This window comes from Ilumatobacter nonamiensis YM16-303, assembly GCF_000350145.1.
GTDB classification, from domain to species: Bacteria; Actinomycetota; Acidimicrobiia; order Acidimicrobiales; family Ilumatobacteraceae; genus Ilumatobacter_A; species Ilumatobacter_A nonamiensis.
Map to the genome: position 1 here is coordinate 1 of NZ_BAOL01000178.1, position 12,347 is coordinate 12,347.

A 12,347-nucleotide genomic window follows, 5' to 3' on the forward strand; every position below is an offset into this window, starting at 1 on the left:
GCGCTCCGTGCGCGAACTGTTCACGAGATCGCCGCGAACGCGGGTCGGCGGCGGGTCAGGTGGCGATGGATGCGCGAATGTCGGCGAGCCAGTCGTCGGCCTCGCGCCAGCGTCCGCCGGCGTGCTCCCGGGCCGTCTCGGCGGACTCGCCGGCCGCCGGGTACGAACCGAGGAACTTCACGCCGCCCTGCTTGGCGTGCAGCGAGCGCATCGTGTCGGCCAACAGCTCGTCGTCGACGTGGCCGTCGGCATACATGATGAAGCAGTAGTGGCCGAGCCCGCCGTTCTTGGTCGGTCGGCTGAACAGGTTCGACAGATTGATCCGACGCGCAGCGAACTCTTGAAGAATCGCGATCAGGCTGCCCGGCTCGTCGGCTCGCTGGTACACGACGAGCGCCGTGCGATCGTGGCCCGTCGGCGCCGGAACGCCCGCGCGGGCGACCATCACGAAACGCGTCTGGTTCCCTGCATGGTCCGCGATGTCGGACTCGGCGACCTCGAGTCCGTAGACCTCGGCGGCGATCCGGGGTGCGAGCGCGGCCACGTCGTCGCGATCCGATTCACTCACGCGGCGCGCGGCGTCGGCGGTCGAGTTCGCGGCGACCACGTCGGCATCCGGCAGTCGCTCGCGCAGGTAGCGATGGCACTGCGCCGTGGCCACGGGGATCGACAGGATCTCGGCGACGTCGTCGAGCGAGCAGCCCGGCTTCACGAGGAGGCAGTGCTCGATGTCGATCACGACCTCGGCCGTGATCAGCAGGTCATGGTCGAACGCGAGGGCATCCTGCGTGAAGTTGACCATCCCCTCGATCGAGTTCTCGATCGGGACGAACCCGGAGTCGACCTCGCCCGACTCCACCGCGTCGAGCACGTCCGGCACCGTCCGGTACGGGATGTGTTCGGCATCCTGCGCCGTGTCGATTCCGAGCAGCGCCTGCTGTGTGAACGTCCCGAGCGGCCCGAAGAATCCGATGCGTTGAGCGGAAGTGGCCGCGGGTCCTGCGTCAGTCATCGGCATCGAGGCTACGCAGCAGGATCGCAGCCCACGCGAACGATTCCCGCCGCCACCCCTCGTTCTCGTCGCGCTTCTGCCCGCTTCCCGGGACGAACCGCGACATGAACGAAGATGGCACGACGAGGGTGCGCGACTATGCGGAGGCGCCGGACGCGAGCGCTTCTTCAAGAAAGACCTGCGTCTCCGCGGCCGGAGCGCCCCCGGAGCGGCGAGCAAGGACCGTGCCGTCGGTGTCGAGGACCACCGCGAACGGGAACGCGGTCCCGCCCATGGCGATGATCGCCGAGCTCTCCTCGTCGTCGGCCATGACCGGCCACGGCCACGCCTTCTCCTCCACCCAGTCGCTCGGGGGATAGTTCGGTTGCCCCGAGTCGACGGCGGTGCTCACGCCGATCACGTCGAGACCCTCGGGCATGTCGCCCGACTCCTCGAGTTCGATCAACTGCGGAATCTCGTCGTTGCAGTGCGGGCACCAGTGCGCCAGGAAGACGACCAACGTCGGGTTGTCGGTCGGGCCGCCGACGGTCATCGGAGTCCCGTCGAAGCTCGCCCCGAAGACGACCGGCGCGGTCTCACCGACAGCAGGGTCGGGAGTCGCCTCCGAGTCGAAGGGGACCAGCGGAACTCCGTCGACCGACACCGGCTGATTCTGTTGCGGCTCCGTCGGTTCGCCCGTCGCGGACGTGTCACTCGCGGAGCTGTCAGCCGCTGCCGTGTCGGCGGTCGCCGAGGTGTCCGCGGACTCGGGCGTGGTCTCGGCCGCTGCGTCGTCGTCCGAGCCGGAGTCGTCGCTCCCGCCGCACGCAGAGATCGCCAGAGTCGCGGCGGCCAGTCCGACCACGACGCGACGGAGGATCGGCTGACGGGAAGAATGATGGGAACTCACCGCACCAGTCTGCCTGCGACCCGCGGCAGATCGGCATCACCACCGCTACCGTCCGGAGGCGATGAGCGAAGCCGTGGCATCCGATGCCGCCATCCTGCGGGAGTTGCGGCGCGTCCGGCGCGAACGCCGGCTCGGTGACACCGAATGGTTCGACGTGCTCTACCGCGTCTACCTCTTCGCCCTCGTCGGCACCGGTGTGGTGTTGTACCTGTCCGACACGATCGCCGGCCTGCTCGACGAGCCGATCCCTGCGGAGGACATCCTGAGTCGTGGTCCGTCGATTGCCGGAATCGTCGCCGCGCTCGCGTTCGGCATCGGCCTGCAGAACGGGTCCGACGGAGGGCCCGTCTCGGTCGAATCCGCGGACGTTCGCCACCTGCTGTTGTCGCCGATCAGTCGGACGCGGGTCCTGCTGCGCCCGATCGTCCAACGCTTCCGATCCATCGCCTTCGCGCTCGGTCTGTCCCTCGCCATCGTCGGCCAGCTGGTCGCGCGCGAACTCGCCGGATCCCGCGCGGCGTGGGCCGCGAGTGGCGCCCTGTTCGGGGTGCTGCTCGCCGCGCTGTACGTCGGGTCGGCCGTCGTCGCCCACGCGCTGCGCATGCCCCGGTGGCTGGCCACCACGATCGCCACCGTTGCCGTCGTGTGGCAGAGCGTCGTCGCGTGGCGAATCTGGTTCGACGAGGCGACCGGGCTCGGCCGGATCGGGCCGTTCAACCTCGACGGGAGCATCCTGTTCTGGGGGATTCGTGAGCGCTGGATCGACGTGATCGCGCTCGCGATTGCGGCGACCCTGCTCGCAGCCGCACTGGCCCTCGGCGGCCGGCTCCGACTGCAGCCCTTGGAGCGGCGGGGACAACTGGTGTCGCAACTGCGGTTCGCGGCGACGGTGCAGGACATCCGGACCGTCGTGCTGCTGCGGCGGCAGCTCCGCGCCGAGTCGATCCGGGCGCGACCCTGGCTCGGGCGCAACCACCACCCCGCACCGACCACGATCGTCGCGAGTCCGACACGTCCCGGTCGCACCACCGATTCCCTGCGGATCCCCGGGTTCGTGTGGCGGCGTGGCGCGGCGGCGTTCAACCGGCTCCCGCTCAGTCGGATCGTCCGCATGGCCGGGCTGGCGGCCGTCGCCGGTGTGTCCGGCTCGCTGACCGTCACGGCTTCGTGGCTGTTCCTCGTCCCCCTCGTCGGATCCGTCTACCTGCTCGGGCTCGAGTCGCTGGAACCTCTCGCCCAGGAGGTCGACCACCCGGATCTCACCGACGGCTTCCCGGTCGAGCGCGGGTGGCTGTTCGCGCACCACCTCGTCGCGCCCGCAATCGTCCTCGCCGCTGCCGGACTCGTCGGAGCTGCCGCGGCAGCGGTCGTCGACCCGACCCATGCCGCGGCGGCATTCGCGCTCGGCATCCCGCTCGCATGGGCCGGCGCGATCGGCGCGGTCGTCACCACGGTCGGCGACGCTCCGGACCCGGTCGAGATCCAGATGACCACGCTCACCGGTGCTGATCGAGGAGCCGAGAGCCCGTTGGCGATGCCCGAGTTCGCCGGTTTCAAGAACGTCGGGAAGGGCGCGATCCCGGTGGTGCTGAGCGCCATCGCCGCCGGTCCGATCGCAGCCCTGCGTCTCCAACCGGACGCCGCGATGGTGGGGCGTTCGGTGGTCGGTGTGGCACTGTGTCTCGCCGTGATGATCTGGTGGGTGATCCGCCGTGACCGCCTGTCGGTCGCGATCCGCAACTTCTTCGCCGCCGGCCGGACGGCGTCAGCCCCAGGAGGCAACGCATGACCCGTCGCAACGAACACCCGGCCATCGACACCGACGAACTCTCCAAGAGCTACGGCGACCATGTCGCGTTGGCCCCGATCGACCTCGTCGTGACCGTCGGTCAACGGGTGTCGCTCATCGGTCACAACGGCAGCGGCAAGACGACGCTGATCAAGATGCTCGCCGGACTGCTCGAACCAACCGGGGGGAGGGCCACGATCTCGGGTTCCCCGGCGGGCAGCCCGGATGCGCGTTCTTCGCTGTCGTACCTCTCCGACCAACCGGTCTTCTACGACGACCTGACCGTCCGTCAACACCTCGAATACATCGCCCGACTCCACCGCACCGACGACTGGGAGGATCATGCGAACTGGCTGATCGACAGCGTCGGGCTCGCCGATCGTGCCGACGATCTACCCACCACGTTCAGTCGCGGCCTCAAGCAGAAGGCGGCGATCGCGATCGCGTTCGTACGTCCGTTCGACACGATGTTGATCGACGAGCCGTTCGTCGGGCTCGACAGCGCCGGCCGCACGGCCCTGCTCGACCTCATCGCGTGGGCCCACGACGATGGCGCCTCTCTCGTGGTCGCGACTCACGAGTTGGCCAGCGTGACCTCGAGCGACCGGCTGATCGCGCTCAACGACGGCGAGGTCATCTACGACGGCGATCCGGCCGGAGCCGACCCGCAGGCGCTCTCGGAGGGCTGGTTCGACCGGGTCGAGCCGGAAATCGGCCCGAACGACGACTGAGTTCACCGTTCTCTGTCGGCGCTCTGCAATCGTCGTCTACGATCACGGACATGCAGGAGTTTTCATCGATCACCGCGTCCTCGTACGACGCAGAGTCACTCGCGCCCATGCTCACCGAGAAGACCGGCGAGGGCTGGTCGGTCGTGAGCATCATTGCGGCGGGCACGAACGTCGTCGCCTATCTCAGCCGAGACACCGACACGCCCGCCGACACGTCGGCGTCCGCCCCAGCTGCGGCCGACCCGGTTCCTGCCGACCCCGCAGATGCTCCCACGCAGGCCTTCACCCCAGCGTCGGCCCCCGTCGAGGAGCCAGCCGGCTGGGGTGCGGTCGACGAGGGTCCCGCCGCCATGGAGACCTCGGCAGCACCGCGCGAGGAAAGCTCGGCAGCCGACGCGGGCACGGCCGTCACCGGCGCCGCTGCCCTGACCGATCTGAGCACCGACGGTGGCGCCGGCACAACGGCGCCCGACGCCCCGCAGGAGCCGTCGTCCCCCGACGCCACTCCGTCCGAGAACGATGCCACCGTCAGCACCGAACCGGATGCCGCTGCCGAGCCGGAGACACCTGCAGAACCCGAGACACCCGCGGCGGAAGAAGCACCCGCCGACTCGGGCGTTCCCGCCGGTTGGTACGCCGATCCGTCAGGTCGCTACGAACTGCGGTACTGGGACGGCGCAGCGTGGACCGAACACGTCAGCCGCGCCGGGCAGCAGTACACCGATCCACCCGTTGCGTGATCGTGATCGCCTGACACGCAGCGTCGCGCTCGTAGCCTGAGTGACCATGCAGGTCACCTCCATCGGACACGCCGGGATGTTGATCGAGACGTCGGGCGGATCGATCCTGTGCGACCCGTGGTTCGAACCCGCGTTCTTCGGTGCGTGGTTCCCGTTCCCGCGCAACGATCAGCTGTCCGATGACCTGTCCGAGCGGATCGAGAACGCCGACTTCCTGTACGTCTCGCACCTCCACGGCGATCATCACGACGAAGCGTGGCTCACGACCCACCTGCGACGGGACATTCCGATCCTGCTTCCCGGCTATCCGACTCGCGAGCAACAGCGGACGTTGGCCGCGCTCGGATTCACCGAGTTCATCCGCACGACCGATACCGAGGAGCAGGAGATCGCGCCGGGGCTACGCGTCGCGATCCACATCGAGTCGTCGATCACCGACGGTCCGGGTGGCGATTCGGCGCTCGTCGTGATCGCCGACGACAGAATCGTCGTCAACCAGAACGACTGCCGCACGACCGACCTCGGCCAACTCCGCGCGCACGGCCCGGTCGACCTGCACTGGCTGCAGTTCTCGGGTGCGATCTGGTACCCGATGGTCTACGAGATGGACCCGGCTGCCAAGAAGGCGGCGTGCGACGCAAAGGTCGCGTCCCAGTTCGCCCGGGCGATGCGCTACGTCGAGAAGATCGATGCCGCGGCGATCGTTCCGAGCGCCGGGCCGCCGTGTTTCCTCGATCCGGACCTGTTCGGGCTGAACATGATCGACGGCACCGAGTCGAGCATCTTCCCCGACCAGACCCGCTTCCTCGAGATGCTCGCCGACGCGGGCCGCACCGGCATCCTGAACGTCCCCGGCACCGAGATCGACCTCGACCGCCCCACCCCCGATGCACCATTCGGTGTCAGACACCCGATGGCACAGGGTGAGGTGGATGCCATCTTCGCGGACAAGCGGGCGTACCTCGAGCGGTACCAGGCGGACAAGATCGCGTGGATCGACGAGATGAAGGCGAACTGGAATCCGCCGTCGACGGACCTCCTGCAAGCGCTGAAGGCGTGGTGGGAGCCGTTGCTCGACATGGCACCGACGTTGCGCGACCAGGTCGGCGCGAATGTCGTGCTCCGTGCGATGCCACCCGCCGACGCGGACACCACCGTCGAACGACTCGACGTCGTGATCGACTTCCCGAGCGGTGAAGTTCGCCAACATGCCGGCGAGCCGCACTCGTTCCGGTTCGACATCGACCGTCGGCTCGTCGAGACCGTCGCCGCGCAGCGCGCGGTCGACTGGTCGAACTCGCTCCTGTTGTCCTGCCGGTTCGTCGCGTGGCGTGACGGCGAGTTCAACGAGTACGTCTACAACTTCTTCAAGTCACTGTCGCGTGAACGGATGCGGCGCGCCGAGGCCGAGGCCGTGCGAAAGGTCGCACCGCCCGATGCCGAGGCGATGGCCAACGAGCCCGACATCCGGCTCGGCGACTACATCGTGCAACGTCGCTGCCCACACCGCGACGCCGACCTCGAAGCGTTCGGCGAGATCGACGGCGACGAATTCGTCTGCACTCTCCACGGTTGGCGGTTCGATCTCGAGACGGGCACCTGCAAGACCAGCGCCGGCCACCCCCTCCGCATCCGTCGCGCCTGAACCTGCGCGTCGGTGCCGGTCACCAGCGCAGATCGCTCGTTGACGTGGGCGTGGCACACGTCGAGAATGACCCGATGAGGTGGACCGATGAGTCGGCTTGGGATGGAACCCGCCAGCCGCTCCGGTCCGCCACCGGGCTCGACCCTTCGGCGTACTCGTCGCCGGAGTTCTTCACGCTGGAACAGGAGCGGGTGTTCGAGCGCGCGTGGGTGTGCGTGGGCGTCGCCGACGAACTCGCCGGACCGGGTCGCTTGCTCGTTCGCCGCGTCGGCTCACGGTCGATCCTGCTCACGCGGAACCGCGACGGCGAACTGCGCGGCTTCATCAACTCCTGTCGTCACCGGGGAACCGAACTCGCCGACGCCGACTGCGAAGTCGCCAACACGATCCGCTGCCCGTATCACCGCTGGGGCTATTCACTCGACGGAGCCCTGAAGGCGACCCCGTTCTTCGATGACATCGCACCCGACGGATTCGACCGCGCCGACTTCGGCCTCGTCCCGGTGCGCGTCGACACGTGGGGTGTCCTGCTGTTCGCCTGCCTGTCCGACGACACACCACCGCTGGACGTGTGGCTCGGCGATCTTCCTCGCCGGATGGGTGGGTACGACCTCGACTCCTGGGTCAGCCGCCACGAGCAAACGCTCGAGATCGCCGCGAACTGGAAGCTGATCACCGAGAACTTCCAGGAGTACTACCACCTCACCTGGGTGCACCCGGAGTTGGCCAAGGTCTCCCGAGTCGCCGACCACTACCGCTACCAGGGCGCCGGGATGTACTGCGGTCAGACGACCACGCCCGTGTCGGGCGACGAGCGCGACGACTGGCTCGCGCTCCCCGAGGCCCCCGGCCTCGACGCGTCGGACGCGACGAGCGGCCGGTTCGTCGCGATCTTCCCGAACGTGATCCTGTCGGTGCTCCCGAACCACGTCTGGCTGATGAGACTCGAACCCGTCGCACCGGGCATCACCCGCGAGACGTGCACGATGCTGCTCCCGGCTGCAACCGGAGCGGTGACCGACGAGGCGATCGCGCCGACCCGCGAGTTCTGGCTCCACGTCAACGCCGAGGACGTGGCGATCGTCGAGCGCTGCCAACGCGGGTTGGTCAACGGTGCGGTGCCTCCCGGTCCGCTCGCGCCGCGTTTCGAGGAACCCCTCCACCGGTTCCACAACATGCTCGCCGATTGCATGACGGCCGACGATCTCGCCTTACTCGTCGTGCCACGCGGCGACGATCCGAGCGAGCCCGCCGACCGCTGGGGTGCAGGGACCAACCCGGCACCACCGACGATCGACCTCGACACCCTGGTCACCGGACCGTGAGGCTCGCGACGCGCGCGCGACGGTGACCGGCACCGACGCGCCGCTGCGTCAAGCGCGATGACGAGCTGCGAGCAGCGCCATCTCGATCGCCGCGACCGTCGCTTCCTCACCGACGTTGTGCCCTCCGGCGGGTTCACTGCGCGCCATCGCCTGCTCCTCGTTCTCGACGGTGAGCACCCCCATGCCGATCGGCACCCCCGTGGCGAGCTGAACCTGCATCACACCCTGCGCGCAGCCCTCGGAGACGAGTTCGTAGTGCGTCGTCTCGCCGCGGATCACCGCACCGATCACGACCACAGCGTCCACCGACCCTGATCGGATCAACGACTGCGCACCGAACGGCAGCTCGAACGCGCCGGGAACAACGTCCGACACCGACGTCGCGCCGCTCGCCGCGATCGCTCGCTGCGCTCCCTCGATCAACCGCCCGACGATCGCTTCGTTCCACTGCGTCGCGACGATCCCGACCGTGAGACCGGCGGCGTCGAGGTCCGGCACGGACGGTCGACTCTGTCCACTCGCCATCGCTCAGCCCACCTGCGGCGAGCGATGGCCGGTCACCGTCGGATCGGCGTCGTCACCGCCGAGTTCGAGCAGATGACCCATCCGCTCGCGCTTGGTGCGGAGGTACTCGAGGTTCTCGCTCGTCGGCGTCGATTCCAGCGGTACCCGTTCCACGATCTCCAGACCGAAACCGGCGAGGCCGCCGTACTTGCTCGGGTTGTTGGTGAGCACTCGCATCTTCGTCACTCCGAGGTCGACGAGCATCTGGGCGCCGACGCCGTACTCGCGCGAGTCGACGGGGAATCCGAGTTCGAGGTTCGCGTCGACGGTGTCGCGACCCTGCTCCTGCAGCGCGTACGCGCGCAGCTTGTGGCCGATCCCGATGCCGCGACCCTCGTGCCCGCGCAGGTACACGACGACGCCACGCCCGGCCTCGGCGACCAGGCGCATCGCTTCGTTCAGTTGTGGCCCACAGTCGCACCGGCGGGATCCGAAGATGTCGCCGGTGATGCACTCGCTGTGGACGCGTACGAGCACCGCATCGCCGTCGAGCGATCGAACGTCGCCCATCGTGAACGCCAAGTGTTCGATGCCGTCGAGTTCCGACTCGAACGCGTGGCACGTGAACGATCCCCACTCGGTCGGGATCTGCGCGGTCGAGACACGACGAACCAGCTTCTCGGTGCGGCGACGATGGCGGATCAGATCGGCGATCGTGATCATCAACAGTCCGTGCTCCTCGGCGAAGGCACGCAGCTCGTCGACCCGAGCCATCTCGGCCTTGTCGCCGGTGACGATCTCGCAGAGCAGCCCGGCGGGTTCGAGTCCCGCGAGCTTGGCCAGATCGACAGTCGCCTCGGTGTGACCGGACCGCTTCAGAACGCCACCTTCACGCGCTTCGAGCGGGAGGACGTGGCCCGGTCGCGCGAGATCGGAAGGTGCTGTGGTGCGGTCGGCGAGGGCACGCACCGTCGATGCACGGTCGCTCGCGCTGATCCCGGTCGTGGTCCCGACACGGTGGTCGACACTGACGAGGAACGCCGTCTTCATGCTCTCGGTGTTGTCGGCGACCATCGGATCGAGCCGCAACTCGCGGGCACGCTCACTCGTGATCGCCGTGCACAGGAAGCCGGACGTGTGGTGCAGGAAGAACGCGACCGCCTCGGTCGTGACCTTCTCGGCCGCCATGATGAGGTCGCCCTCGTTCTCCCGGTCCTCGTCGTCGACCACGATGACGATCTCACCGCGGCCGATCGCGTCGATCGCCTCCTCGACGGTTGCGAAACCGCGGTCGGCGTGACCTCCGTTCGATGCAGAACCGTCGTGCTGTTCGTCGGGCGCGCTCATGTCCGCGCCCCCAGAGGACCGAGTTCGGCTCGGTCGGGCGGCGATTCGGTGTGCCAGCCGATCAACTTCTCGATGTACTTCGCCGTGACGTCCACCTCGATGTTCACACGTTCGCCTGCCCCTTTCGTGGCCAACGTGGTGACCGCCTCGGTATGCGGGATGACGGCCACGGTGAAGCCGTCGTCCAGGGCTTCGACGACGGTCAGGCTGATGCCGTCGACCGTGATCGATCCCTTCTCGACGACGTAGCGGGTCATCGCTTCGTCCATCCGGACCCGCAGGTCGGGCGCCGGTTCGACGATCTCCCCAACCGCGTCGACGTGACCTTGCACGAGGTGGCCTCCGAGCCGGTCCGCGAGTCGAACCGGCCGTTCGAGGTTCACCGGGCTGCCCGGTTCGAGGTCGCCCAGGCTCGTCCGATCGAACGATTCCTGCGTCACGTCCGCTCGCCACCATCCGGCATCGGCGTCGAAGTCGACCACCGTCAAGCAGCAGCCGTTGACTGCGATCGAGTCGCCCAACGTCGCGTCGGACAGCACCGTTCGGGCCCGCACCGTGACGTGTCGGTCACTCCGCTCGATCACTTCGCCGAGCTCTTCCACGATTCCTGTGAACATCTCATCTCCCGTTCGGCCTCGTCAGCGTTCGCCGGCGAGGTGCTCTGGGGATCCGGGCGTCGACCGGCAGCGGAGGGACGCGCAGGCCGAAGTCGACCCGCTGGTTCCTCCGCGCGAGCAGAAGCACCCGTCTCCCTCGCTCTCATCCGGACTCTGACCGTCGGCACCTGGATTCCACAGGATCAGTCCCTCGCCCGCCGGCGTTTTTCGGGTCGCCGGGTCAGCTCGGGAGTCGCGGGCTCTCACCGCCGGTCGGGACTTCCACCCAACCCCGCGAGGGTTCGCGGATGAGATCACCCTACCGATCGGCCTCTCGACCGACCGCAACGAGGCGCCGGGGCATCTGCCAAGATCGCGGCCTGCAGGAGGGACCATCGTCATGAGCGGCAACGACTACGACGCGATCATCATCGGTGCCGGGGTGATCGGCGGGGCGGTGGGGTTCGAGCTCGCCCGCCGCGGACATCGCACGCTCAACATCGACAAGGGCCCTGGCGCGGGGTACGGCAGCACGAGCGCATCGAGCGCGGTGATCCGGTTCAGCTACTCGACCGAGACGGGTGTCGCCGCTGCATGGGACGGGATGCACTACTGGAAGAACTGGGCCGACTATCTCGGCGTCGATGACGAGAACGGCCACGCCCGGCTGATCCAGTGCGGGATGGCGCTGTTGATTCCCGGCGAGGAGGGGCACCACAACCGCGTGACGCCGATCTGGGATCGGCTCGGAGTCCCCTACGAGTACTGGGATCGCGACACCCTCGCGACACGGGCGCCCGGGTTCGATCTGCATCTGTACGGGCCTCCCGCCAGGCCGACCGACGACGCGTTCTGGGACGACGCTCACGGCGAGATGGTCGGCGCGCTGTTCTCGCCGGACGCGGGATACGTCGACGATCCGCAGCTGGCCGCACACAACCTGCAGCGCGCTGCCGAGGCGAGCGGCGGTGATTTCCGGTTCCGCACCGAGGTCGTCGGGATCGTGCGGGAAGAGACCGACGCGGGTGTGCGGGTCGGCGGCGTCGAGCTGGCGGACGGTTCGATCGTGTCGGCACCGGTCGTGGTGAACGTCGGCGGCCCGCACAGCTCGCACATCAATCGTCTGGCCGGTGTCTACGACTCGATGAACATCAAGACCGAGTCGATCCGCCACGAGACGTACCACGTCCCCGGCCCGCCGGACATCGACTTCACCGCCGACGGGTTCGCGGTCGCCGACGACGACAGCGGGATCTACTTCCGGCCGCAGCCGAACAACAACATCCTGGTCGGGACCACCGACCCGGCGTGCGACCCGAAGGTGCCGGTCGGCCCCGACGACGACCTCGGCGAGCTGACGACCGACGGGTGGGAGACCAACACCTTGCGGATCAACAAACGGATGCCGTCACTCGGCGTTCCGCTTCCCCACGAGAAGAAGGGTGTCGTCGACCGGTACGACAAGAGCGACGACTGGATCCCGATCTACGACCGCACCGACCTGGACGGCTTCTACGTCGCGATCGGCACCAGCGGCAACCAGTTCAAGAACGCCGGGGTCGCCGGACACATGATGGCGGAGCTGATCGAAGCGGTCGAGGCCGGCCACGACCACGACGCCGACCCGCTCCACGTGACCGCCCGCTACACCGGTCTCGACCTCGACCTCGGCACCTTCCGCCGCAACCGCCAGATCAACACGAACAGCTCGATGACCGTCCACGGCTGACCGTTACGCAACGGGTCAGACCCGTTACGTAACGGTCAGC

11 protein-coding genes and 1 riboswitch are annotated in these 12,347 nt (G+C 68.2%); of the genes, 6 read left to right on the forward strand and 5 right to left on the reverse strand.

Translation table 11 applies throughout. From position 1 onward, the window contains the following. Nucleotides 1-55: 55 nt before the first annotated feature. Nucleotides 56-1,012 carry a prephenate dehydratase gene (pheA, locus tag ON45_RS15725; protein WP_040494965.1) on the reverse strand — a complete coding sequence of 319 codons (957 nt, stop codon included), beginning with the start codon at nucleotides 1,010-1,012 and terminating at the stop codon, nucleotides 56-58. 136 nt (nucleotides 1,013-1,148) lie between these two features. Continuing rightward, nucleotides 1,149-1,901, reverse strand: coding sequence for a TlpA family protein disulfide reductase (locus ON45_RS21680; protein ID WP_083915057.1), 753 nt, complete (start codon nucleotides 1,899-1,901; stop codon nucleotides 1,149-1,151). Between the two features lie 61 nt (nucleotides 1,902-1,962). On the opposite strand from ON45_RS21680, the gene ON45_RS15735 reads away from it, so the two are divergent. From ON45_RS15735 to ON45_RS15755, 5 genes are all read left to right on the forward strand, one after another. Then, nucleotides 1,963-3,690, forward strand: a complete 1,728-nt coding sequence (locus ON45_RS15735) for a hypothetical protein (protein WP_040494959.1) — start codon at nucleotides 1,963-1,965, stop codon at nucleotides 3,688-3,690. Continuing rightward, the gene (locus tag ON45_RS15740; protein ID WP_051063177.1) at nucleotides 3,687-4,421 is read left to right on the forward strand and encodes an ABC transporter ATP-binding protein; all 735 of its coding nucleotides are present in this window, start codon (nucleotides 3,687-3,689) and stop codon (nucleotides 4,419-4,421) included. The genes ON45_RS15735 and ON45_RS15740 overlap by 4 nt, the downstream gene beginning before the upstream one ends. A gap of 50 nt (nucleotides 4,422-4,471) precedes the next feature. Beyond that, entirely contained in the window at nucleotides 4,472-5,161 is a 690-nt protein-coding gene (locus ON45_RS23805; protein ID WP_040494960.1) for a DUF2510 domain-containing protein, read from the forward strand. A gap of 46 nt (nucleotides 5,162-5,207) precedes the next feature. Then, nucleotides 5,208-6,806: a Rieske 2Fe-2S domain-containing protein gene (locus ON45_RS15750; RefSeq protein WP_040494961.1), complete on the forward strand. Its 1,599-nt coding sequence runs from the start codon at nucleotides 5,208-5,210 to the stop codon at nucleotides 6,804-6,806. Nucleotides 6,807-6,880: 74 nt separating this feature from the next. Beyond that, complete coding sequence (locus ON45_RS15755; protein ID WP_148288721.1) at nucleotides 6,881-8,131, forward strand: aromatic ring-hydroxylating oxygenase subunit alpha; 1,251 nt, start codon at nucleotides 6,881-6,883, stop codon at nucleotides 8,129-8,131. 48 nt (nucleotides 8,132-8,179) lie between these two features. Here ON45_RS15755 and ribH read toward each other — a convergent pair whose 3' ends face one another. Genes ribH through ON45_RS15770 form a run of 3 tightly spaced genes read right to left on the reverse strand, consistent with a single transcriptional unit; the run spans nucleotide 8,180 to nucleotide 10,599 of the window. Then, the gene (gene ribH, locus ON45_RS15760; protein ID WP_040494962.1) at nucleotides 8,180-8,629 is read right to left on the reverse strand and encodes a 6,7-dimethyl-8-ribityllumazine synthase; all 450 of its coding nucleotides are present in this window, start codon (nucleotides 8,627-8,629) and stop codon (nucleotides 8,180-8,182) included. A 30-nt stretch (nucleotides 8,630-8,659) separates the two neighbouring features. Further along, nucleotides 8,660-9,982, reverse strand: coding sequence for a bifunctional 3,4-dihydroxy-2-butanone-4-phosphate synthase/GTP cyclohydrolase II (locus tag ON45_RS15765; protein WP_083915059.1), 1,323 nt, complete (start codon nucleotides 9,980-9,982; stop codon nucleotides 8,660-8,662). Continuing rightward, nucleotides 9,979-10,599, reverse strand: a complete 621-nt coding sequence (locus ON45_RS15770; protein WP_040494963.1) for a riboflavin synthase — start codon at nucleotides 10,597-10,599, stop codon at nucleotides 9,979-9,981. The genes ON45_RS15765 and ON45_RS15770 overlap by 4 nt, the downstream gene beginning before the upstream one ends. A 130-nt stretch (nucleotides 10,600-10,729) precedes the next feature. Then, a riboswitch (FMN riboswitch) is annotated at nucleotides 10,730-10,882 on the reverse strand. A 96-nt stretch (nucleotides 10,883-10,978) separates the two neighbouring features. Here ON45_RS15770 and ON45_RS15775 point away from each other — a divergent pair. After that, nucleotides 10,979-12,307, forward strand: a complete 1,329-nt coding sequence (locus ON45_RS15775; RefSeq protein ID WP_040494964.1) for an NAD(P)/FAD-dependent oxidoreductase — start codon at nucleotides 10,979-10,981, stop codon at nucleotides 12,305-12,307. The last annotated feature ends 40 nt before the right edge of the window (nucleotides 12,308-12,347 follow it).